This is a genomic window from Acinetobacter piscicola, assembly GCF_015218165.1.
GTDB lineage: Bacteria > Pseudomonadota > Gammaproteobacteria > Pseudomonadales > Moraxellaceae > Acinetobacter > Acinetobacter piscicola_A.
Window position 1 is genome coordinate 3,642,430 of sequence record NZ_CP048659.1, and the last position, 23,381, is coordinate 3,665,810.

Sequence of the window (23,381 nt, forward strand, 5' to 3'; positions counted from 1 at the left end):
AAAAGAGATCACAAACGATCTCTTTTCATCATTACATATAGCTTAATACAAAGCATTGATCTTCATCATATTTTAAGGCATTAACCGTCGAATCTGCCAAGCTGCATCCACTTTTTCATAGCTTAGACGATCATGTAAACGGTTCGGACGACCTTGCCAAAATTCATAATGTTGTGGTTCTAAACGATAACCACCCCAAAATTCAGGTTTATTCAGCTCAGACTGTTGCTCAACTCGATCATGCAATGCTTGAAAACGTTGTTGTAGTAATTCACGACTTTCGATCACACCACTTTGTGGTGTACTGATATGCGCTGCAATTTGGCTATCACGTGGACGCTTATGATAATAATCGGTGGACTCTTCAAGTGAAATCTTCGTGACATAACCACCAATCCGCACCTGACGCTCTAATTCAGCCCAATAAAATAAAATTTCTGCATAAGGATTAGCAGCTAAATCTAAACCTTTTTGACTGTCATAGTTGGTATAAAAATCATAACCTGCTTCCGTTGCACCACGCAGTAGCACAGTACGCACATGCGGACGACCTTTATCATCCGCAGTCGCCAAAGACATAGCATAAGGTTCATGTAATTTTGCAGTTAAAGCCAGATTGAACCAATTCAGAAATTGTTCATGTGGATTTGTATCCACTTGATCTTCATGCAGTTCACCCTTTTCATAAGTCAGACGTAGCTCACTTAAATCTTTAATGACATCACTCATGTACCTTATCCCCTTAACTTTTAAGCCTTCGCATTTTGGCGGACTTGATCTGCCAAATGATTTGCAAGATCAGTTACTTCTTGTAAATTATCCCCTTCAACCATAACACGGATCACAGGCTCAGTGCCTGATTTACGAATCAGAATACGACCACGACCTTTCAATTGCTTTTCAGCTTGATCAAATGCGGCAACCAATGCAGGTACAGCAAACGGGTCATACATTTCTTCTAAACGTACATTCACCAAAACATTTGGCAAAAGTTTAAAGTCAGCGATTAATTCATCTAAAGCTTTGTCTTGCTCAACCATAACCGTCAAGACTTGTAGTGCTGCAATGATCGCATCACCTGTGGTACTTTTATCTAAAGTCAAAATATGACCTGAAGGCTCACCACCGATCACCCATTGATTGTCTTCAAGTGCCTGCAATACATAACGGTCACCAACTTTGGCACGAACAAATGGCACTTGTGCTTTTTCAAGTGCAAGTTCTAATGCCATATTGCTCATCACAGTTCCCACAATACCCGCAGGTTTGTTTGCGGCTTGTGTTGCGAGGATATATAAAATCGCATCGCCATCAACCAAGTGACCATGACGATCGACCAAAACTACACGATCCGCATCGCCATCAAAAGCAATACCTAAATCTGCTTGGTGTTGTACCACTGCTTTTTGTAACTTTTCAGGGTGTGTTGAGCCACAACTTTCATTAATATTTAAACCTGTTGGTTCATTATATAAAGCTATAACTTTTGCACCCAACTCACGGAAAACAGCAGGTCCAACGCTATAAGCTGCACCATGTGCACAATCCACCACAATTTTTAAATGGCGTAAGTTGAAATGGTATGGGAATGTCGACTTACAAAACTCGATATAACGACCATTGGCATCTTTAACACGGACACTTTTACCCAAATTGGCGTTGTCTTCGATCACGATGTCATTTTCTAATTCTTTATTAATCGCTTCCTGAATGGCGTCAGGTAATTTTTTACCTTCATCAGAAAAGAATTTAATCCCATTATCAAAATATGGGTTATGTGAAGCTGAAATTACGATACCCAAATTGGCATGTAAAGCACGGGTCAAATGTGCAATCGCAGGCGTTGGCAAAGGACCAAGCAAATGCACATACACACCTGCTGCATTCAATCCTGCTTGTAAAGCAGCTTCTAAAATATAACCTGACAAACGTGTATCTTTACCTAAAACAACAATAGGCTTGGTTTTTGGACTAATTTGCTTTAATACTTTTCCTGCTGCAAATCCTAATTTTAATGCAAATTCTGGGGTAATTGGGAGTTCACCAAATTTGCCTCGAATCCCGTCTGTACCAAAATAACTCATTTTTTACCCACTTATTTATCGTGTTGTTTAACAGTTGATTTTCAATCGCATTACTTTACACCAAAATAAAAAAACCGTCATAAAATGACGGTTTTTAAATGCAAAATTACAACGAAAAAAGATGTATTAGCCTACACGGTAGTTCGGCGCTTCTTTGGTGATCGTTACATCATGCACGTGTGATTCAGACATACCTGCTGAGGTAATTTTCACAAATTTCGCGTTTTGACGTAGATCTTCAACTGTTGCAGAACCTGTATACCCCATAGATGAACGTAAACCACCCATCATTTGATGCACGATATTGCCCATTGGACCTTTGTACGGCACACGACCTTCAATCCCTTCTGGTACTAATTTTTCAGCACCTGCTTTTGAGTCTTGGAAATAACGGTCAGCAGAACCTGTCGCACCCGCCATCGCACCCAATGAACCCATACCACGGTATGCCTTATAGTAACGACCTTGGAAGAATTCAACTTCCCCTGGTGCTTCTTCAGTACCCGCCATGAGTGAACCCACCATGATGGTACTTGCACCTGCACCAATCGCTTTTGCCATATCGCCTGAGAAGCGAATACCACCATCTGCGATCAATGGAATTTGATCTTTCAATGCATTTGCAACAGAATCAATCGCAGAGATTTGTGGCATACCAATGCCCGCCACAATACGTGTGGTACAAATTGAACCAGGACCGATACCGACTTTAACCGCATCTGCACCTGCATCTAACAATGCCAATGCAGCATCACCTGTTGCAATGTTTCCGCCAATGACTTGCACTTGTGGATAGTTCGCTTTTACCCAACGTACACGCTCGATTACACCTGCAGAATGACCATGTGCAGTATCAACCACAATCGCATCGACACCCGCTTCTACTAATGCTTCAACACGGCTTGGCGTTTCTACACCTGTACCCACCGCAGCACCTACACGTAGACGACCCAAGTCATCTTTACAACTGTTTGGATACAATTCAGCTTTACGGAAGTCAGTCACCGTAATTAAGCCTTTTAGTTCATTATTTTCACCAACCACAATCACTTTTTCGATGCGATTTTTTTGTAAAAGTGCTTGAATATGTTCTTTAGATTCGTTTTCACGAACTGTCACAAGACGGTCTTGACCTGTCATGATATTACTAACAGGTTGTTCAAGATTGGTTTCGAAACGTGTATCACGACCTGTTACGATACCTACCACTTTACCGTCTTTTACAACAGGTACACCACTGATGTTATTTGCTTCTGTAATCGCAATCAACTCACGTACTGTCGTTTCTGGTGTCACAGTAATTGGATCTTTCACCATACCCGCTTCAAATTTTTTCACACGGCGTACTTCTGCAGCCTGAGCAGAAATGTCCATGTTTTTATGCAGGATACCGATACCGCCATTTTGCGCCATTGCAATCGCCATACGTGACTCAGTCACAGTATCCATTGCTGCTGAAACCATAGGAATATTCAGTTGAATGCCGCGGGTAAGGCGTGTCTTTAAAGAGACATCTTTTGGGAGGACAGTAGAATAGGCAGGGAGTAATAAGACATCATCAAAAGTAAGGGCTTCTTGAACGATGGTCAACATAACAGTCTCGCTGGTAATTTCCGTGAGCTATTATATACAAATTTCCGTTTAAATTTCATTTTTTATTGTCTTTTTTAAACTTGCATGGGACTTCCATATATACAAAATTTATCAAACTCTAGAAACTTGAAGTCTTATTTTATGTTGAATGAAAAAATAAGACTTACTTTGCAGCATAGACACATGCCATTTCATACGTCTTGGGATCATACAAAATGAGTCTTAAATCCACAAAACGATATTGCACCTCCCATGTTTTGCCACGCAGTGGGAAGTCTTATTTACTCAAACCATAAGTGTCTGTGCACTCTGCATTGCCTATTCCCATTTCACTCATGAGCCAATGGGTTCGCGCCAAAGTAAAAGTACTGGTCGAATAGGCATAATCCGCAAGCAAAGTTAAAGCAATAAAAATACCCTGTCCTTTAACACACTTGGTCGTAGCCATCGTCATTACTTGGCAATACAGGTTCAATTTCAACCAATGGAATCAAGCCATGTGCAAAGCGTGCTTTATTACACTGTGCATCGCCTGCTTGAACTTCCTTACAGCTTGAACTGCGTTGTTCATACATCGTACAGCTCACCTGCTGCCCAATCTCACCTGACAGCATGACACAACGTGGATTTTTTTGATTAGTGCCTTTCATACATGAATAGACAGGGGTTAATTCTTCCACCACATCATCGGGCATGATCTCTCCTTCTGCCCAATAAAATGACACTCTAAAAAAGGCGCAACACGCCCCACAGCTTAAGCACGCATCCTGTGCTGGGATTTGAGACAACATATTTTTAAAATTCTCGTGGTCAAAAAAACCTCTCCCATTAAGTTACAATGAAAGAGGTTTAAAAAAGATTTTGGCACTGCAAATCTTAAAAATATTTTTTCTTCAACTCAATATTTTTTTCTAATTTTTTGTTCGCTTATTGCGGGCAGGTAAAAACCGTTTCATCCATCAAGTCGATGCCGCACTGTAAATTTTCGATCCAATCCAAAAATTCATTAATCATTGCTTTACCAACAAAAGGCGTTCCATGTTGTGGGACGATCATTTCAATGTCCATTTGGCGTACCATTTTCACCCATAAACGGATAATACGATTTGAACACATATAACGCTGATGAAAACCTTTCATCGTGGGAATATGTGCTGCAAAATTATCAATGGGTTTCGAAGCATCTTTGACCATAGATGCGCCCATATCACCTGAAAATAAAATTTTCGCAATCGGATCATAAAATTGGAAATTACCCACTGAATGTAAAAAGTGTGCAGGCACAACAATAATTTGACTTTGTCCTAGTGTAATTGAGCCCCCTTGGTCAGGTAATTCGATCAGACGCTCTAACCATCCACCTTTCATGCGATCACTCATAAATGCTGAGTTTAAATGCGGTAGGAAACGTGCCCATAATTTTGAAGCCACCACTTTGGCATCTGTATAAACGAGCCAACGTGGCATAGAGGTAATAATGTCAGGGTCTTGATGCGATGCCATAACATAATCAAGATTTTGCAAACGCGTATATTTATTGAGTTCCATCGTGAGGGGCACATAGGTCAAATCACCACCGGGATCTAACACTGCTGCTCTTTCATGATCTAAAATTAAAAACTGATTGGCTTGTACACCTTCACCTTTAACTAAACTCGTAAAACTAATGCATTTATGTATACCATTATCAAACAGTACTTGCGATGTGGTGCGATCTAAAGCCATACCCCAACCTCTAAAAATTATTTATATATTTCACTTCTTTCATTTTCTTTTTCTACAAGCAATCAGACATTTATAGTACAACATGTCATTCAAACAATTTATAGATGAGAACCCCGATGAAAGAATACGAAAGCGTATTTTAAATTCCTTATAATTTATAAGTATTATGATCAAATTACAATTAAAACCCAATGTCAGATATCGAAATTTTGCAGTCATATTTAATAAATAGCATTGAGCTGATGAACAACTCAATGCAGCTGCAAAACCAAAATGGTTTAACGATGAACTTTTAGAAAAAATAATGCTGTACTAAAGCGGCAACACCGATCACCAAGAAAATCAATGCACCAATTTTATGAATCAAAGAAATTGGTAATTTTTCTGCGAGTTTATTGCCAATAAATACCGCAGGTGCATTCACCAACATAATCCCTAATGTTGTCCCTAAAGTTACCCAACCGATACTGTCAAAACGAGCAGCTAAAGCAACGGTTGCGATTTGCGTTTTATCACCAATTTCTGCCAGAAAGAACAACACAAAAGTTGCCCCAAACACACCGTATTTTTGCCATTTGTTAATACTTTCAGACTCATCATCCAACTCATCTGGAATCAACATCCAACCTGCCATCGCAATAAAGCCAAGTGATACAATCCAAAGCAGTACTGTTGGACTCAACACAGTGGTAATCCATTGTCCTAGCAGTGCAGAAACCCCATGGTTAACTACAGTAGCCAAGAAAATAGCGATCAGAATCGGTATAGGTTTGCGAAATTTTGCCGCAAGAAGTAACGCAAGTAATTGTGTTTTATCACCCATTTCAGATAGGGCAACGACAACAAGCGAGATGAGGAAGGCATGTAACATGTCATATTCTCAGGCTAGCAATATTTACCAATGACTTATCCCTCCTGCTAGCCTTGTATCATGATATTTACCATAATATGCGGAGTGATAAATCAAAGGTCTTGCCAACAAAAGATATGCTTAAAAAGCAGATTGGTTCTTTGCTATGATGACCATGTTCTGTTGAACAATTATGTTGACCATCACCTATTCACAACTAGAATGCATGTGAATAGCGGCTACTCCCCAATGAAGTGTAGAACTAGTTTACAATGTCTATAAAAATTTTACAGCTATTTTTCCAATAATTTACTTGAAAGACCTATCTTCACTCATGACGACAACCCATTTTTCCGAATATGTTGAGCAACACTCATCTCCTCAAACGATTTTTGTCCTTGGTGGTGGTCCTTCATTAAAAAAACATGATCTGACACCACTGAATACACCCGAACATTTCGTCATCTGCTGCAATCAAGCATTTCAACTGATTCCATCAGCAAAAATCACTCATCACAGTGACTATGCGTGGTGGGAGCAATATCAGTTTCGCTTAGCAAGCGAATTTCGAGGTGATTTCATCACAGGCTGTGGTCTAGGTAATAGCAAAACTTATCCTAAAGCGGTGACCGAACTCAAAATTACGCCACCGACACAGTGGGAACAGCTCTTTAGCTCAACGATGCAGGTCTACGGCAATAACTGCGGCTTGCAGGCAATGTGTATTGCCCATTTATTTCAACCACAAAATATTGTGCTCATTGGCTTTGATTTCAAAACTGAAAATGGACAAAGTCATGGCTATGCAACAGAAAATTCTGCCTCAATAAAACGTTATGAATCTTTTTGGCGTATGTTTTTGAGGGATTTTACTGATTTTGAAAAAATTAAAGCCAAACAATGGAAAAAAGTATTTACTGACCACCCTTTACCTAGCATTTGGAATATCAATCCTGATTCAGCCTTGTCAATTTATGATCGAAGCAAAAATTTGAGCGATTTTCTATAAATTTTAAACTTAGTCAAAATAAAACCCCGCCGTAGCGAGGTTCTCATTCAGATTAAAAATTTAATTTTATAGCAAAATATTACGGATATCTGCCAATAATTTAGTCAGCTTATTGGTGAAACGTGCTGCATCTGCACCATTAATCACACGGTGATCATAAGACAATGAAAGCGGCAACATCAGTTTTGGATCAAAAGCTTCACCATTCCATACAGGTTGCATAGTCGCAGGTGAAATACCCAAAATTGCCACTTGCGGCCAGTTCACTAATGGTGTGAATGCTGTGCCACCAATGGAGCCTAAGCTGGTAATGGTAAAGTTAGCCCCTTGTAAATCTTTCGGTGAAAGTTTTTTATCACGGGCTTTTTTACTGAGCTCACCCAATTCAATCGCAATTTGCTTAATTGATTTTTGGTCAGGATTACGCAGTACAGGAACAGTCAAGCCATCTGGTGTTGCAACCGCAATACCCATATGAATTTCATGACGTAGCACAACTGACTTTTGATCATCAGCCAAGTGCCCTGCAAAATAAGGTTCTTCTTTCAACAAGAATGCCACCGCTTTAGCAATGAATGCCAAAATCGTCAGGCTAATACCATCTTGCTTGAATTTACCTTTCAGTTCACCACGCCAAGCTTCAAGTTCAGTAATGTCTGCCAAATCAAACTGCGTCACTTGTGGAATAAAGTTATTCAATGACAATTGTGGTACTGACACTTGCTGTAAACGCGTCATTGGTGCAATTTCACTGCCACCAAATGCACTAAAGTCTGGCAATGCAGGCAAGCCTGAAGCAACCTGAGTCACTGCTGCTTGTGGTGCAGATGGTGGTGCAGTTAAGCGTTGTTTAACATAAGCAAAAACATCTTCTTTGACGACACGATCATGCGGACCTGAAGACTCGACTTGCGCCAACAATACACCAAGTTCACGAGCCAGTTTACGCACCGCAGGACCCGCATAGACTTTGGCATTTTCAGCCTGTTGCTCTTTGCTGAGTTTATCTGAGGTATGAGCAAGATGTGCTTGTGGCTCTACTACCTTTTCTGCTTTGGGTGCAGCTTTTGTTTCAGTCTGTGCGGCAGCTGCTTTTTCTTTGATAACTTCAGAAGGTTTGACATCAGCAACCCCATCAATCGTCACTAAAGGCATGCCTTGTTTGACGTCTTGGTTTTCACTTACATGAATTGCTTTGATCGTGCCCGCAACTGTACTTGGTACTTCAACTGAAGCTTTATCGGACTCAACAACAACCAAACTCTGATCTTTTTCAACACGATCACCGACGCTGACCAAAATTTCAGACACAGATGCTTTATCTACACCCAAATCAGGTACAGCAATCTCTACAGGGCCGGCTTGTACAGTTGTTGCCTCAGCTTTCGGCGCTTCAGCAGGCGTAGATGCTACAGGGCTCGCTTTGGTTTCAGCAACTGCCACAGTCTCTTGGGCAACTGATACTGTTTTCACAGTAATTAAAACCACACCCTCTTTGACACTGTCGCCTTCTTTGACGATCACGCTTTCTACAGTACCTGCAACCGTGCTCGGGACTTCTACAGTGGCTTTGTCCGATTCAACCACCACGATGCTGTCATCAACCGCGATTTCATCGCCTGCTTTCACCAAAATCTCACCGACCAGTGCTTTTTCCACACCAATGTCAGGGACTTTGACTTCAACAGTTTGCGATGTTGTTACAGGAGATGCTGTTTCAGCTTTGGGCTGTTCAGCAACCGTTTCTGCTTGTGTAGGTTCTACTTCCACTTTTTCTTCGACTTGCGTAGATTCTGATTGCGTTGCTTCCGCTTCAGCAGATTCAACTTCAATCAGCACTGCACCTTCAGAAACTTCATCCCCTTCAGTAACTGCAATGTTTTTAACCACGCCTGCCGAAGTGCTTGGCACTTCAACAGAGGCTTTATCCGATTCGAGTAATACAATACTGTCATCTACAGCAATCGTATCACCCACTTTTACCAAAATCTCAGCGACAGTGGCTTTATCTACACCAATATCAGGAGTTTTAACTTGCATTATTTATTCTCCTCAGTTGGTTCTGCATATGCTGCAACATCTTGTACTGAAGGATGCGCCTGTGGTAACCAAGCCACTGGACGATCAACATCAAGTTCAAATGAAGAAATCGCATCTTTCACTAAACGTGGATCTACTTCGCCTTCATCTGCGAGTTTTTTCAGCGTTGCAACCACAATGTGTGCAGCATCAACACCAAAATAACTACGCAAATTGCCACGAGTATCTGAACGACCATAACCATCTGTACCCAGAGTCACATATGGACGGCTGTCTGGTAGATAAGCACGGATCTGTTCACTGTATGCGCGCATATGATCGGTTGCTGCAACCACAATACCATCTGTGCCACGGAGTTGCTGCGATACCCAAGACTCTTGACCATCTTCAAGTGGATGTAAACGGTTGTATTCTTCAACTGCCATACCATCGCGTGCTAACTCGTTAAAGCTTGTCGCACTCCAAATATTGGCATGAATTTGATATTCATCTTTTAAGATTTGTGCAGCTTTAATCACTTCACGCAGAATCACACCTGAACCAATCAACTGAACTGTCGCTTTGTCATCTTTTTCGAATAAATACAGACCTTTTTTAATACCTTCAATCGCTTCTTGTGGCAATGCAGGCTGATCGTAGTTTTCATTCATTAGTGTCAAGTAATAGAACACACGCTCTTGATTGACATACATGCGTTGTAAACCATCATGCACAATCACGGCCAACTCATAACCAAAGCAAGGATCATAAGCCACACAGTTTGGAATCGTTGCAGCCAAAATATGTGAATGACCATCTTGGTGCTGTAAGCCTTCGCCATTCAGAGTTGTACGACCTGCAGTTGCACCACACAAGAAACCTTGTGCTTGAGAGTCACCCGCTGCCCATGCAATATCACCAATACGTTGGAAACCGAACATGGAGTAGTACATATACATCGGGATCATTGGCAAATTATTGGTTGAATAACTTGTACCTAGTGCCGACCAAGCACTCATCGCACCTGCTTCATTGATCCCTTCTTGCAACATGTGACCATCTTTTGCTTCACGATAGTTCATGAGCTGTTCTTGGTCTTCAGGAGTATAGTTCTGACCATGTGCAGCATAGATACCCAGCTGACGGAACATACCTTCCAAACCAAAGGTACGTGCTTCGTCAGGAACAATTGGCACAACACGATCTTTAATCGCTTTTTCTTTCAATAATGCAGCAATCAAACGCACCATCACCATGGTGGTTGATTGTTCTTTACCGCCACTACCTTTGAGTACACCATCAAAAACTGAAAGTTCAGGAATCGCCAACGCTTCACTTTCTTTACGACGTGCAGGCAGATAACCGCCTAATGCTTCACGGCGTGCTTTCATGTATTTTAATTCAGGAGAGTTTTCACCTGGACGATAGAAAGGTAGCTCTTCCAAGTCTTCATCTTTAAACGGCAGATTGAAACGGTTACGGAAATACTTCAATGATTCCAAATGCATTTTCTTGATTTGGTGCGTTTTGTTGACCGCTTCAATTTCTTCAGACAGACCATAACCTTTTACGGTTTTTGCCAAAATCACTGTAGGTTGACCATTACTCGTCATCGCTGCGGCATAAGCTGCATACACTTTGTATGGGTCATGACCACCACGATTGAGATTCTCAATATCTTCATCGCTCAAAGCTTTAACAAGCGCTTCCGCTTCAGGATATTTACCAAAGAAATGCTCACGCGTATACCCACCACCTTTCACTTGGTAACGCTGATAATCACCATCTAATGCTTCCTCCATACGCGCTTTCAAAGCACCTGAAGCATCTTTATCTAATAAAGGATCCCAATGACGACCCCAGACGACTTTAATCACGCGCCAGCCTGCACCACGGAATAATGATTCAAGTTCTTGAATAATCTTACCGTTACCACGTACAGGACCATCAAGGCGCTGTAAGTTACAGTTCACCACCCAAATGAGATTGTCTAATTTTTCACGACCTGCGAGTGAAATGGCACCTAAACTTTCTGGTTCATCCATCTCACCATCACCGAGGTAAGCCCAAACTTTGCGATCTTCTTCTTTGATTAAACCACGATTCATCAAATATTTTTGAATATGTGCTTGATAAATTGACATGATTGGCCCCAAACCCATCGATACGGTTGGGAACTGCCAATAATCAGGCATCAAATAAGGATGTGGGTAACTTGAAAGACCTTGACCACCGACTTCACGACGGAAATTATTGAGCTGATCTTCAGTCAAACGCCCTTCTAAATAAGAACGTGCATAAATCCCTGGTGCACAGTGACCTTGATAGTAAATCATGTCACCACCAAAGTGGTCACTATTGGCGCGGAAGAAGTAGTTAAAGCCAACATCATACAACGTCGCAGAAGATGCAAAACTTGCCAAGTGACCACCTAGATCATCACCTGTTTTGTTGGCACGTAAAACCATTGCCAATGCATTCCAACGGATGAGCGCACGGATACGACGCTCCATATCTGGATCACCTGGCATAGCAGGTTGTTCTTCTACTGGGATCGTATTTAAGTAAGGAGTATTTAGTCGCTGAATAGGGACATGCTTCGAAATTGCTTGTTGGTATAATTTTTCGAGCAAAAAAGCAGCACGTTCACTGCCCATATGTTGCAACACAGAATCAAAGGCATCTTGCCATTCTTGTGTTTCCTGTGCGTCAGTATCACCATAATACGCCATGTTTCACCTACTCCTTAGACTAATTTTCTATATCTTATATGTATCATGTTTTAGAGGTGTTAAGTTATCGTTACAGATGAATGTAGAGCTGTTGTATTATTTAGTAGCTAAATACATACTGACCAAATCTCACACAAAGCAACAAAAAACCGCCAATAAAGGCGGTTTTATATACACTTAAGATTTTATTTGATGATAGTCTATTGAAATATAGAATTCACTATGCATCCACACTCAAACAATATACATCAATCGAATGGTGCGTGATTATGGCAACATTGCTAAATAGGTAGATGGATTTTTACGTTGACCATCTTTCACTACTTCATAATGTAAATGTGGGCCTGTACAACGCCCCGTACAACCAACATTAGCAATATGTTCACCTGCTTTCACCTGATCACCTACACGAGCAATTAAGCGTGAAGCGTGTGCGTAACGTGTTAAATAACCATTACCATGGTTAATTTCGACATATTGACCATAGCCTGTACCCCAACCTGACTTGGTCACAATACCTGGACCTGTTGCATAGATTGGCGTACCACTTGGTGCTGACATGTCTAAACCAGAGTGATTTTCTGCACGACCACCCATGGTACGACCACCATAATTTGAACTTACACGTTTTAAATCAGGTAATGGATGCGTCACTAACCATGAATATGGAGAGCCTGCTGAATAGCGAGACGCTGTAGATGCAACATGTGAAGAAGAAAGTGCTGCTGAACCGTATTTCTGAGCAATTGTTGCATTGTTCAATTCAATTGATTTTTCATTTGATGTACGTAAATGCGGTTGAAATGTTACACTGCCTGGAATATCCATATCATCAGGATGTGTATAAGAGCCTTGAGACAATGTTTTCGAAAGCTGCTCTAAACGATCTGGAGCAGAAGGATTAGAAACATCTAATTGAACTAAATCTGCGAATGCAACCGATGCAGCAGAAGCTGCTAAAGAAAATGCCAATAAAATACGTCGCGAATGCATAAAAACCTCTTTTAACTGTTCTTAGTCAAGTTCCTTGAGTGATCTCGTCCTTGATATCTACTGAAACGAGGGCTTAAGATAAGACATAACTATGTAGGAATAATGTATGTCTGAACCTAAAAATCTCTTCCATCAAACAAGACAACACGTAAAAACAGGAAACTTATCGTTTCTAAAAAAGCAAGTTGCCGAATGGCAAAGACTTACTAAATTAATTCAACCCTTATTACCTCAACCCGAAGTATGGCAGGTCGTATGTTATCAATACGGTATTTTGACGATTACCGGTGAAAATCAAGCTATGATTAGTCAGCTCGGTTATCTTCAAAAACAATATATTTCTCAATTATCACAATTAGAAGAGTTGAAAGATTTACAAAAAATTCAAATTCGCCTTCGCACAAGAAAAGTAGAACCTATACTTTTAAATAAACCCGTTCAACCCCTTACTCCCGCAACGCAAGAAATGTTACAACACGCTGCAAGCTTTGTGAACGATGCTAAGCTTAGCCAAGCTTTGTTACGTTTGGCAAGCAATAAAAAGTAAACAAGAAAATAAAAATTAATATATTGTATTTGTAAAAAGCCAAATAAGTCACATTTTTAAATGTTACTTTATAACATACCCACTCAAAAGCAAGGACTTATAAGACCTGTACATATTGAATAGGACAAGAAGATATGTCATTAAATGTTACAATTTCATAGCTGCTTGGATCACTTTTAACATTGCGTAAAAGCTGATTATTCAGGGCATGACCCGATTTATAACCGTCAAACTTGGCAATAATTTGATGACCAAGCAAATATAAATCCCCTACCGCATCTAAAATTTTATGTCGTACAAACTCATCTGCAAAGCGTAAACCTTCTTCATTCACTACCCCAGTATCATCTAGCCCCACAGCATTATCTAGGCTTGCACCCAGCGCTAAATTATGCGCTTTGAGATAATCTAAATCCTTCATAAAACCAAAAGTACGTGCACCACTCACTTCATACACAAAAGTTTCAGTCGAGAAATCAATAGTTGCAGACTGGTATTCTTTAGCAAATGCTGGATGATCAAAATCAATTTCAAAATTAATTTGAAAACCATTATGAGGGGTAAAAACAGCTTTTTTATCCTCAATTAATGCTTCTACAGGCTTGAGCATACGAATAAATTTTTTGGGTGCATCCTGCTCAACCAAACCGCCTTGCATTAATAAGTAGATAAATGGTCCTGCACTGCCATCCATGATCGGAATTTCAGAGGCAGAAACTTCAATAATTAAATTGTCGATGCCTAAACCTGCAATGGCACTCGTCACATGCTCAATCGTTCCCACTTTGGCGTCATGTTCAACCAAATTGGAGCACATAAAGGCTTCTTGCACCAGCATAGCATCAGCACGAATTTCTACAGGCGGATTTAGGTCAATACGGCGAAATACAATACCCCCATCAGCAACATGTGGCAAAAAGTTAATCATCACTTTTTGTCCACTATGCAGTCCGATGCCACTCGCTTTCACGACACGTTTCAGGGTACGCTGTTTCAACATGCTTCTGTGTTCTTCAACCTAAATCTGCTATACGTTAGCACATTTAGCCATTGATAAAAAACAAAAAAGGCAGTAAAACTTACTGCCTTTTTCGATCATCATCAGTATTTATTTAAATAATCAATTATTTACGTTGTTGATTCTTCAAATAATCTTGAATGCTCATCGGTGTAGAACGTGGTGATGCACTGGTATTCGCAACAGGCGCATCATTGTTCTGACGCTTACTGATCGCAGGAATATCATCCTCATCTACAGCATTTTGAGTAGATTGCTGTACATTTGCAGCAACACTTACAGGAGTACGACGTTTTACTTCTGCTTCATTGGCATTACGTGTTAGACCTGTGGCAATCACAGTCACACGAATTTCATCACGTGCGTCTGGATCAAATACTGTACCAAAGAAGACTTCGCCTTCATCAAGGTCAACAATCTGATTGACAACATCTGTGATAATTTCAGTTTCACGTAATGTAACATCTGCACCACCAGTAATGTTAATCAAAACGCCTTTGGCATTCATGATATTCACATTATCTAATAATGGGCTACGAATCGCTAAACGTGCAGCTTCTTCAGCACGATCTGGACCACTGCTCTTACCTTCACCCATCATGGCATAACCACGGGTACTCATTGCAGTTTTTAAATCGGCGAAGTCAAGGTTAATATGACCCGGACGAACAACTAAATCAAAAATACTACGCACAGCATTTAACAATACATCATCTGCTTTGCGGTAAGCATCTTGCATAGAGATGTCACCATACACACTAAGTAAGCGCTGATTTGGAATAATAATCAATGAATCAACATGTTGTTCTAAAGCTTCAATGCCTTTTTCTGCTGAGCGTTGACGGCGGCGACCTTCAAAGTTAAATGGTGTTGTTACCACACCCACTGTCAAAATACCCATTTCTTGAGCAATTTCAGCAACAACTGGCGCAGCACCTGTACCTGTACCACCGCCCATACCCGCAGTCACGAATACCATGTCCGCACCTTCAAGGTGTTGGCGAATCAATTCACGACTTTCTTCAGCAGCAATTTGACCTACATCAGGGTTTGCACCTGCACCCAAACCACGGGTACTTTGTTCACCGAGTTGAATTTTAAATGGGGCATTCATACGATCTAAAGCTTGTTTATCCGTATTTGCACAAACAAATTTTACGCCTTTAATGTCCGACTGCACCATATGCTGTACGGCATTACCACCACCACCACCAACACCAAATACAGTAAAACGGGCTTGACCGTTACTATCGGTTTGTTCATCTTCTAAAAATTCAAATGAGGCCATGACCTTTAGATTTCCTACTTAATGTATGGCAGTCACTTAAGCCCGTATACTGCCTTGATCTTCAATAATAAAATTTGTTTTAGGATGCTGCTCATTGTTAAACTTGTCAAGTATAGGACGACATACTTACAACTTTTTAACAATATTCCAAAAAATCAAACCTAAAAAATACCTTTCAATTTGTTATTCATTGCAGTCCAACCATTGGCTATACGCTCCCAAACTGAGCGATGGCTATTGACTTCTGGTTCTTCTACAGCATCTTGCATTTCACTTTGACTAAATAACAATAATCCTGACGCAGTTGCATACATCGAACGGCGTAAAGCAGATAAATGTTGGTCATCTGCATATACATTTACTGTGGGATTCCCCAAATGTGCTGAAACACCTAACATTCTACGTGCTAACGTTACCATACCTTCGATTTGACATACATCCCCTGTTAATACCACACCATGATATAAACTTGGCAATGCACCACGTTGTTCTAATTCATCACGTACCAAACCTAAAATTTCTTCATAGCGAGCAATGATAATTTCAGCAAGTTCAATGCGGCTGATGGTTTGTGGACCATCAATTGCTTCAAACTGAATCATATGCTCAGGTTTGACTTGATGAATATCTACACAACCATAGAGTAACTTAATTCGCTCTGCTTCTTCTGTAGTGGTTTGTAATACAGCTGCAATATCTCGCGTGACATTTTCACCACCACGTTGAATGGTATGTGCAAGTACCAAATGACCTTCAATATATACGGCAATATTGGTCGTGCCTGCGCCAATATCGAGCAAGCAAACCCCATATTCTTTTTCGTCTTTTAGCAAACTACCTTCTGCTGTTGCTAAACAAGATACCACCATTTTCTCAACAGAAATATTGGCACCTTTCATTGCACGATCAAGATTCTGCATGGTTGCAATCGGCATCATCATGAGCTGATAATGCGCAGTCATACTATGTGCAGTCAAATTAATTGGATTTTGTACCCATTCTTGTGAATCATCCAATTCAAAGCCCAAAGGGACAGCCGTTGCTAAATAATGATCTGCAGTTAAATGACTGGCTTTAGCCAAATCTAATGCACGAACAACTTCTGAAGTCGTAATCGTTCGATCTGGATTCGCAATTGGGGTACGTCCCACAGCATAATGACTTTGTAATTCTGTACTAGGGATAGAAACCCATGCCGAATGTACACGACATTCTGCCATGTCTTCCGCTTCTTGCACGGCTTGTTTTATGGCATTGGTCACTTTATCTAGGCTAACAATTTTGCCTTTATTCATGCCTTTATTACGTGCGCTTGCCATACCAATAACCTGAATATTATCAGGGGCATGCACCTTACCTATTAGAACTGAAACTTTATGTGTCCCAATGTCTATCGCAACAACTGAGGGAACAGCTTCACTCATCACTTCACTACCATTATCTTCATATTGTTTATCTTTGGCTTATCGCCTCTTATAAAGCCATCTATTATGGCTGTACTATGCTTGGATCTGCAACGCTTGGGTCATTGTTCGTTACAACAAAGCCACCATTTAAAATTTTTGGCATTTTTGCATCTTTCCATTGAATCGCAAGACCATTTCGATAACGCAAATCAATGGCAGCAATATTTGACCAAACAGGTTTTAAATCAGTTTGTGCCAAATGACTTAAACGTTGTAATTTACTCATGGTTTGATCTTGGTCAACAATAATGCGCATACCCGAATCAAACTGCATAAACCATGTCATTCGTTCTGTTAAATACAACTCTTTCAACCGAAGATGAGTAGGATGAAATAATTGATTAATCTCATTATAGCGACGCATCATAACTTTAGATTGGCTCAGTGGCCCATGCAAAAGTGGCAAATTTTGATGATTGCGTAACTGTGCTTCACTATACACATCGCCACTGTCACTCAACAATCGTCCTGTTCCCCAACGTGCAATTGCATGACGTGGCATCACTCGAACACGAATCCCATTGGGCCATGCACGAGCGACAACAACGCGATCTACCCAAGATACTTCTAATGCCCGATCTCGAATTTGCTCTAAGTCAGAAGTAAAATAATTATCCTTGACCACAGGGGCTAAATATTGCGACAGCATTTGATTTTCGATAGGTGAATCTACACCCACCACTTGCAAAGTCGCGACTTTAGCATCTGTCACAACTTTATATAAACCAAACAAACCAGCAACCAATACTAAAAAAGCCACACACAGCAAGACCCACCCACCAGTATGAATTAACTTTTCTTTACGAGTGGGCGGCTTCTCATGTATTGAAGTAATTGCTGCCTTTTTACGGCGCATCGAAGCAGGGAGTTGAGCCATAAATTAGTGTGTATCGCCCAAAGTCTGTTCTAAAATTGCCACACAAAGTTGATCAAACTCATAACCAACCGCTTGAGCAGCTTTTGGTACTAATGAATGACTGGTCATACCTGGCACAGTGTTAACTTCAAGCAACCAGAAATTACCTTGTTCATCTAGCATGGCATCAATACGCCCCCAACCACTTGCACCCACAGCTTGGAAAGCACGTAAGCATAGTTCTTGCAGTTGTTTTTCTTCTGTTTCGCTTAAACCACACGGAATTCCATATTCAACGTCATTGCGGTTATATTTTGCTTCATAATCATAGAATGCAACATCCGCAGGCGGTTGTAAGCGAATGACAGGTAAAGCCTGTCCATTTAAAAAGGCAATGGTATATTCACGCCCTGTAATCCATTTTTCCGCCATCACAACAGCATCATGAACTGTTGCTTTTTCAATAGCTTTTGCTAGATCTTCAGCTTTTTCAACCTTACTCATCCCTACACTTGAACCTTCATGTACAGGTTTGATGATTAAAGGTAAGCCTAAACTTTCAATCACTTCATTTAAGTTTGAATCTTTAGAAATGATACGATACGGTGCAGTCGGCAATGCTGAACCTTGCCAAATTTGTTTGGTTTTAACTTTATCCATGCCAATTGCAGAACCTTGCACACCAGTTCCTGTATAAGGAATGTTTAACCACTCCAAAACACCTTGGATCTGACCATCTTCACCACCACGACCATGCAAGACAATAAAAGCACGATCGTAATTTACAAGTTCCGTCACACTACGTTCTTGTGGATCAAAGCTTTCAGCATTTACTCCTGAACGTAATAATGCTTCTAATACAGCTTTACCACTATCTAATGACACCTCACGCTCAGCAGATTTACCACCAAGCAACACCGCTACTTTGCCGAATTTAGAAGCATTTGACACGTTTAAATCCTTAAACTTATATGTTAGTCAATTTAAATTAAAATATTGGGTTTCACTATTTTTCTGTCAAACAATAAAAACCCAACATTGTAAATTATTTTAAATACAATTGATTTTGAGCCAATTCTATCGAAATTGCACCCACGTTACCCGCACCTTGTGTTAATAACAAGTCATTCGCTTGTAACACTTTTTGTATAACGTTCTGCAAATTACCTTCGACAGGATCAATCAAAATCGGCTCAACCTCGCCACGCAGGCGAATACTACGCGCCAATGAGCGGCTATCCGCACCCACAATCGGTTTTTCACCCGCAGGATATACCTCTAAAAGTAATAGTTGATCGACTTGTGACAACACATCAACAAAGTCATCAAAACAATCACGTGTACGACTGAAACGATGAGGTTGGAACATCATCACTAAGCGACGATCTGGATGACTCGCACGTGCCGCTTTAATGGTCGCTTCAACTTCTTTAGGATGGTGACCATAGTCATCGACAAGTTTTACATTGCCTTCGCCAAGCGCAAATTCACCTTGTACTTGGAAACGACGACCCACGCCACTAAAGCTTTCTAAAGCACGTGCAATAGCAGCATCTGAAACACCTTCATCAGTTGCAATACCAATTGCAGCCAAAGCATTTAAAATATTGTGTAAGCCTGGCAAGTTAATGGTTAAACGTAAAGGTTCACGATCTTTACGTAAAACAGTAAAGCTTGATTGCATGCCTGTTTGTTCAACATCGATTGCACGAATATCATTATCTTCATTAAAACCATACGTTAAAACAGGACGACCGATACGCGGCATAATTTCGCGAATATTGGCATCATCACCACAGACGACAGCTAAACCATAAAATGGCATTTTTTGTAAAAACTTGACGAAGGTATCTTTTAATACGTCAAAGCTACCACCATAAGTATCCATATGGTCTGCATCAATATTCGTGACAATCGCAGCCATTGGCTCTAAGTGTAAGAATGATGCATCTGACTCATCCGCTTCAGCAACAATATAACGGCTTGCTCCAAGTGCAGCATTTACACCTGTACGATTGAGTAATCCACCAATCACATAAGTTGGATCCATATTTTCTTCAGCAAGCATGCAAGTGACTAAGCTGGTTGTTGTCGTTTTGCCATGCGTGCCCGCAACTGCGATCCCATGACGATAACGCATTAACTCACCCAACATTTCGGCACGACGAACAACAGGAATGCGGTTTTCAATTGCTTCTTTAACTTCAAGATTTTCAGGGTCAATGGCAGTTGAAACCACCAATACATTTGCACCTTGAATATTTTGAGCTGCATGCCCGATATAAACTTTAATCCCGTTTTCTTCAAGCTGTGCCGTTGTTTTAGATGCCTTAATATCAGAGCCTGAAACTTTATAACCTTGGTTTTTCAATACTTCGGCAATACCACACATTCCTGCACCACCAATACCCACAAAATGGATATGCTTAATACGGCGCATTTCAGGAATTTTAATCAGGTTTTTTGCTTTATCAGCTGGGCTTGTTGGAGACATAATCAACTCTAACTTACAAATCTTGAATTAAACCAACCACACGCTGTGTTGCGTCAGGTTGGGCTTGTTGACGAGCTTTAACCGCCATTTCCATCAATAATTGGCGATTCATCAACGGCATTAATAAATCCTTTAACGAATCAGGTGTCATGGTGGCTTGTGGACAAATTTTTGCAGCACCAATTTTTTCCAAAAAACGAGCATTTGCTGTTTGATGGTCATCCACTGCGCTTGGTAAAGGGACAAAGACCGCAGCGACACCCGCAGTTGCAACTTCAGTTACAGTGAGTGCGCCTGCACGACAAATAATTAAATCAGCGTCACTATACGCTTTTGCCATATCTTCAATGAATGGCTGGACTTCAACATGCAAAGTTTCAGGTAAATTTGCATATAAAGCTTGTGTGGCTTCTTGCTTATTTTGACCACATTGATGATAAACACTCAGTGGAACATTAAGCTGTTTCAAGGCTTGTGGCACACATTCATTTAAAGCTTGTGCACCTAAGGAACCACCCACAATGAGAACACGAATGGTTTCACCTGAATTTTCACGTTCTTTATAACGATAAGATGGATTATAAATTGCGGTAATTTCTGCACGCACAGGATTACCTGTTGTCACAATTTTTTCAGATGCAGGAAAGGTATTTGGAAATGCCTGACATACTTTTTTTGCTACACGTGAAAGTTGTGTATTGGTAAATCCTGCTACAGCATTTTGTTCATGAATAATCACAGGAATACCCAATAAACGGGCAGCCAAACCACCCGGACCTGCAACATACCCCCCAAAGCCTGCAACAGCATCAACTTTGAGCTGCTTCATATAGCGCATTGCGCTTAAGGTTGCTTTTAAAATTTTAAAAGGTGCTGCTAATTTACGGACAAGACCATTGCCACGTACACCTTGAATATCAATTTGATAAATTGGAATATCATGTTGTTTTAATAAACGATTTTCCATTCCCGTCGGGGTTGCTAACCATGAGACTTGGCACCCTTGTTGTTGCAACTCTTTAGCGACCGCTAAGGCTGGAAATACATGCCCACCTGTACCTGCTGCCATCATCATGACATGCTTAGGTGTAGTTTGTTGAGGTTTGCTCACAGTCTAATTCTTCAATACCAAAAATAAAATTTAACGAGTCTTTAAGCAGACAATTGTAATCACAAACCATGAGAGGGAAAAGTTTATTTACTTTTTTTCACCTGACACTTCATTGTTTTTTTCTACTGATTTGAAAGTTTAAACTAGTTTTGTTATTAATCTATCAGAAAATACTTATTTTTGTACAATTTATATATTTTAAATCGGGATTCCTGTATGCCTTAAGTATTTATCGTATCTTTCTCTTTATATGAAAAATTTATCTATAAACTTAAAATTGTTTTTATAGAAATATATTTTATTCTCTTTATACTCAAATTTGACTTAAAAATTATTCATGGAAGAATAGACATCGTGACACAACATAATTCACGACATGATCTTTGGATTATTGCAGCAGGATATTTGGCTGCGATTCATGTCGGTAAACTCTCCCCTATTCTGCCTATTTTACAAAAACAACTTCATCTAAATCTTGCACAAGCAGGACTTGCTTTGTCTTTAGTACAAGCCGCAGGTATGTTGTTTGCGTTATGTTTAGGAAGTTTCAGTGAGAAAGTTGGGCTTAAACAGTGCTTTATTGCAGGTTTAATCATTTTAGGCTGTGCAAGTTTAAGTGGTGTTTTTATTCATTCACTATTCAGTTTATTTTTCTTTAGATTTTTTGAAGGAATTGGCTTTTTATTGATTACCCTCACTGCTCCTGCAATTTTAAAAAGAATCTGTGATCCACAAAAAATGAATGTAAAAATGGGCATCTGGGGGTCTTATATGGGACTCGGTATAGGGATTGCCATGCTCAGCATTCCGTTATTATTACAGTACTTTTCTTGGCAACATATTTGGTTTGGTTTAGGACTGCTCTGTTTAGGCTTTGCCGCAATTGTGCAAGTTTTACTTCGTCTTCCACGTACACATTCAACACAGACCTCATCATTATCATTTTTAAGTGTTGTTAAAATGACATTGCGTCATGCACCTGTTGTCTGTTTAGCCATCATTTTTGCTGCTTATACCAGTCAATGGCTGACCGTCATTGGTTTTTTACCAAGTATTTATCTCAATGCAAAAATTGATTTTCAAGTTGCAGGGATATTAACAGCTCTTGTTTCTATTTCTAATATTGCGGGAACATTGGCTGCAGGTGCACTTTTACACCATGGGATTACGGCTAAAAAACTCATCATTACAGGTTTTTTGACCATGTGTACGATGTGTTTCATTATGTTCGTATTCAATCAATATTTACCATTTCCAATTCAATATTTAAGCGTCATTATTTTTTCTGCTGTAGGCGGGCTGATTCCTGCAACCGTTTTTGCGATTACTTTAAATTACGCACCTCATCCGAATGCAATTGCAGCAAGTGTCGGTTTAGTATTACAAATTTCAGCTTTTGGACAATTTATATTGCCACCTATGAGTGGAATGCTCGTTTCATATACACATAATTGGAGCAATATAGTTTGGATTACCACAGCTTTATCTTTACTTGGCATCGGCGCAGTTTGGCAGTTATTTAAAGCGCACCCCTTAAAAATACAATAAATGTCATTTAAAAATTTCAGACATATTAAAAAACACCAGCTTGATGCT

The 23,381-nt window shown here is 40.2% G+C and carries 20 protein-coding genes and 1 riboswitch; of the genes, 3 read left to right on the forward strand and 17 right to left on the reverse strand.

The window, feature by feature from the left end; all coding sequences use genetic code 11:
- Positions 1–72: 72 nt before the first annotated feature.
- From pdxH to G0028_RS18100, 7 genes are all read right to left on the reverse strand, one after another.
- Complete coding sequence (pdxH, locus tag G0028_RS18070; protein WP_130072372.1) at positions 73–729, reverse strand: pyridoxamine 5'-phosphate oxidase; 657 nt, start codon at positions 727–729, stop codon at positions 73–75.
- A gap of 20 nt (positions 730–749) precedes the next feature.
- Positions 750–2,084, reverse strand: a complete 1,335-nt coding sequence (gene glmM, locus G0028_RS18075) for a phosphoglucosamine mutase (protein WP_180045525.1) — start codon at positions 2,082–2,084, stop codon at positions 750–752.
- 126 nt (positions 2,085–2,210) lie between these two features.
- A complete protein-coding gene (guaB, locus tag G0028_RS18080; RefSeq protein WP_130072374.1) occupies positions 2,211–3,677 on the reverse strand; it encodes an IMP dehydrogenase in 1,467 nt (488 codons plus the stop codon).
- 277 nt (positions 3,678–3,954) lie between these two features.
- Positions 3,955–4,125, reverse strand: coding sequence for a hypothetical protein (locus tag G0028_RS18085; RefSeq protein WP_180045524.1), 171 nt, complete (start codon positions 4,123–4,125; stop codon positions 3,955–3,957).
- On the reverse strand, positions 4,103–4,468 hold the full coding sequence (locus tag G0028_RS18090) for a YkgJ family cysteine cluster protein (RefSeq protein WP_130072375.1): 366 nt from the start codon (positions 4,466–4,468) through the stop codon (positions 4,103–4,105). The genes G0028_RS18085 and G0028_RS18090 overlap by 23 nt, the downstream gene beginning before the upstream one ends.
- Before the next feature lie 136 nt (positions 4,469–4,604).
- Complete coding sequence (locus tag G0028_RS18095) at positions 4,605–5,402, reverse strand: MBL fold metallo-hydrolase (RefSeq protein WP_180045523.1); 798 nt, start codon at positions 5,400–5,402, stop codon at positions 4,605–4,607.
- A 292-nt stretch (positions 5,403–5,694) separates the two neighbouring features.
- Positions 5,695–6,273: a TMEM165/GDT1 family protein gene (locus tag G0028_RS18100; protein ID WP_130072377.1), complete on the reverse strand. Its 579-nt coding sequence runs from the start codon at positions 6,271–6,273 to the stop codon at positions 5,695–5,697.
- Between the two features lie 91 nt (positions 6,274–6,364).
- Positions 6,365–6,512: riboswitch (yybP-ykoY riboswitch) on the reverse strand.
- Between the two features lie 74 nt (positions 6,513–6,586).
- Here G0028_RS18100 and G0028_RS18105 point away from each other — a divergent pair.
- Positions 6,587–7,261, forward strand: coding sequence for a methyltransferase type 11 (locus G0028_RS18105; protein WP_180045522.1), 675 nt, complete (start codon positions 6,587–6,589; stop codon positions 7,259–7,261).
- Between the two features lie 66 nt (positions 7,262–7,327).
- Here G0028_RS18105 and G0028_RS18110 read toward each other — a convergent pair whose 3' ends face one another.
- From G0028_RS18110 to G0028_RS18120, 3 genes are all read right to left on the reverse strand, one after another.
- Positions 7,328–9,301, reverse strand: a complete 1,974-nt coding sequence (locus G0028_RS18110) for a 2-oxo acid dehydrogenase subunit E2 (RefSeq protein WP_180045521.1) — start codon at positions 9,299–9,301, stop codon at positions 7,328–7,330.
- Positions 9,301–12,012: a pyruvate dehydrogenase (acetyl-transferring), homodimeric type gene (gene aceE / locus G0028_RS18115; RefSeq protein WP_130072380.1), complete on the reverse strand. Its 2,712-nt coding sequence runs from the start codon at positions 12,010–12,012 to the stop codon at positions 9,301–9,303. The genes G0028_RS18110 and aceE overlap by 1 nt, the downstream gene beginning before the upstream one ends.
- Positions 12,013–12,279: 267 nt before the next feature.
- Positions 12,280–13,005, reverse strand: coding sequence for a M23 family metallopeptidase (locus G0028_RS18120; protein WP_174493955.1), 726 nt, complete (start codon positions 13,003–13,005; stop codon positions 12,280–12,282).
- A 106-nt stretch (positions 13,006–13,111) separates the two neighbouring features.
- On the opposite strand from G0028_RS18120, the gene G0028_RS18125 reads away from it, so the two are divergent.
- On the forward strand, positions 13,112–13,552 hold the full coding sequence (locus G0028_RS18125; RefSeq protein ID WP_180045520.1) for a DUF721 domain-containing protein: 441 nt from the start codon (positions 13,112–13,114) through the stop codon (positions 13,550–13,552).
- 97 nt (positions 13,553–13,649) lie between these two features.
- On the opposite strand, the gene lpxC is transcribed toward G0028_RS18125, so the two are convergent.
- The 7 genes from lpxC to murG form a co-directional block, all read right to left on the reverse strand.
- Complete coding sequence (gene lpxC / locus G0028_RS18130; protein WP_130072383.1) at positions 13,650–14,552, reverse strand: UDP-3-O-acyl-N-acetylglucosamine deacetylase; 903 nt, start codon at positions 14,550–14,552, stop codon at positions 13,650–13,652.
- 124 nt (positions 14,553–14,676) lie between these two features.
- Positions 14,677–15,858, reverse strand: a complete 1,182-nt coding sequence (gene ftsZ, locus G0028_RS18135; protein WP_130072384.1) for a cell division protein FtsZ — start codon at positions 15,856–15,858, stop codon at positions 14,677–14,679.
- Between the two features lie 161 nt (positions 15,859–16,019).
- On the reverse strand, positions 16,020–17,282 hold the full coding sequence (gene ftsA / locus G0028_RS18140; protein WP_130072385.1) for a cell division protein FtsA: 1,263 nt from the start codon (positions 17,280–17,282) through the stop codon (positions 16,020–16,022).
- Positions 17,283–17,346: 64 nt separating this feature from the next.
- Positions 17,347–18,201, reverse strand: coding sequence for a cell division protein FtsQ/DivIB (locus G0028_RS18145; protein ID WP_180045519.1), 855 nt, complete (start codon positions 18,199–18,201; stop codon positions 17,347–17,349).
- Between the two features lie 3 nt (positions 18,202–18,204).
- Positions 18,205–19,131 (reverse strand): D-alanine--D-alanine ligase, encoded by a 927-nt coding sequence (locus G0028_RS18150; RefSeq protein ID WP_130072387.1) that lies wholly within the window; start codon positions 19,129–19,131, stop codon positions 18,205–18,207.
- A 94-nt stretch (positions 19,132–19,225) separates the two neighbouring features.
- Complete coding sequence (murC, locus tag G0028_RS18155) at positions 19,226–20,674, reverse strand: UDP-N-acetylmuramate--L-alanine ligase (RefSeq protein WP_130072388.1); 1,449 nt, start codon at positions 20,672–20,674, stop codon at positions 19,226–19,228.
- A gap of 13 nt (positions 20,675–20,687) precedes the next feature.
- A complete protein-coding gene (gene murG, locus G0028_RS18160) occupies positions 20,688–21,785 on the reverse strand; it encodes an undecaprenyldiphospho-muramoylpentapeptide beta-N-acetylglucosaminyltransferase (protein ID WP_180045518.1) in 1,098 nt (365 codons plus the stop codon).
- Positions 21,786–22,139: 354 nt separating this feature from the next.
- On the opposite strand from murG, the gene G0028_RS18165 reads away from it, so the two are divergent.
- Positions 22,140–23,333, forward strand: a complete 1,194-nt coding sequence (locus tag G0028_RS18165) for a CynX/NimT family MFS transporter (RefSeq protein ID WP_180045517.1) — start codon at positions 22,140–22,142, stop codon at positions 23,331–23,333.
- Positions 23,334–23,381 lie beyond the last annotated feature (48 nt).

What these genes read in the sequence shown, in the direction of transcription:
- pdxH (WP_130072372.1), bottom strand. Translation starts at nt 729, where the DNA reads ATGAGTGATGTCATTAAAGATTTAAGTGAGCTACGTCTGACTTATGAA.
- glmM (WP_180045525.1), bottom strand. Translation starts at nt 2,084, where the DNA reads ATGAGTTATTTTGGTACAGACGGGATTCGAGGCAAATTTGGTGAACTC.
- guaB (WP_130072374.1), bottom strand. Translation starts at nt 3,677, where the DNA reads ATGTTGACCATCGTTCAAGAAGCCCTTACTTTTGATGATGTCTTATTA.
- G0028_RS18085 (WP_180045524.1), bottom strand. Translation starts at nt 4,125, where the DNA reads ATGGCTACGACCAAGTGTGTTAAAGGACAGGGTATTTTTATTGCTTTA.
- G0028_RS18090 (WP_130072375.1), bottom strand. Translation starts at nt 4,468, where the DNA reads ATGTTGTCTCAAATCCCAGCACAGGATGCGTGCTTAAGCTGTGGGGCG.
- G0028_RS18095 (WP_180045523.1), bottom strand. Translation starts at nt 5,402, where the DNA reads ATGGCTTTAGATCGCACCACATCGCAAGTACTGTTTGATAATGGTATA.
- G0028_RS18100 (WP_130072377.1), bottom strand. Translation starts at nt 6,273, where the DNA reads ATGTTACATGCCTTCCTCATCTCGCTTGTTGTCGTTGCCCTATCTGAA.
- G0028_RS18105 (WP_180045522.1), top strand. Translation starts at nt 6,587, where the DNA reads ATGACGACAACCCATTTTTCCGAATATGTTGAGCAACACTCATCTCCT.
- G0028_RS18110 (WP_180045521.1), bottom strand. Translation starts at nt 9,301, where the DNA reads ATGCAAGTTAAAACTCCTGATATTGGTGTAGATAAAGCCACTGTCGCT.
- aceE (WP_130072380.1), bottom strand. Translation starts at nt 12,012, where the DNA reads ATGGCGTATTATGGTGATACTGACGCACAGGAAACACAAGAATGGCAA.
- G0028_RS18120 (WP_174493955.1), bottom strand. Translation starts at nt 13,005, where the DNA reads ATGCATTCGCGACGTATTTTATTGGCATTTTCTTTAGCAGCTTCTGCT.
- G0028_RS18125 (WP_180045520.1), top strand. Translation starts at nt 13,112, where the DNA reads ATGTCTGAACCTAAAAATCTCTTCCATCAAACAAGACAACACGTAAAA.
- lpxC (WP_130072383.1), bottom strand. Translation starts at nt 14,552, where the DNA reads ATGTTGAAACAGCGTACCCTGAAACGTGTCGTGAAAGCGAGTGGCATC.
- ftsZ (WP_130072384.1), bottom strand. Translation starts at nt 15,858, where the DNA reads ATGGCCTCATTTGAATTTTTAGAAGATGAACAAACCGATAGTAACGGT.
- ftsA (WP_130072385.1), bottom strand. Translation starts at nt 17,282, where the DNA reads ATGAGTGAAGCTGTTCCCTCAGTTGTTGCGATAGACATTGGGACACAT.
- G0028_RS18145 (WP_180045519.1), bottom strand. Translation starts at nt 18,201, where the DNA reads ATGGCTCAACTCCCTGCTTCGATGCGCCGTAAAAAGGCAGCAATTACT.
- murC (WP_130072388.1), bottom strand. Translation starts at nt 20,674, where the DNA reads ATGTCTCCAACAAGCCCAGCTGATAAAGCAAAAAACCTGATTAAAATT.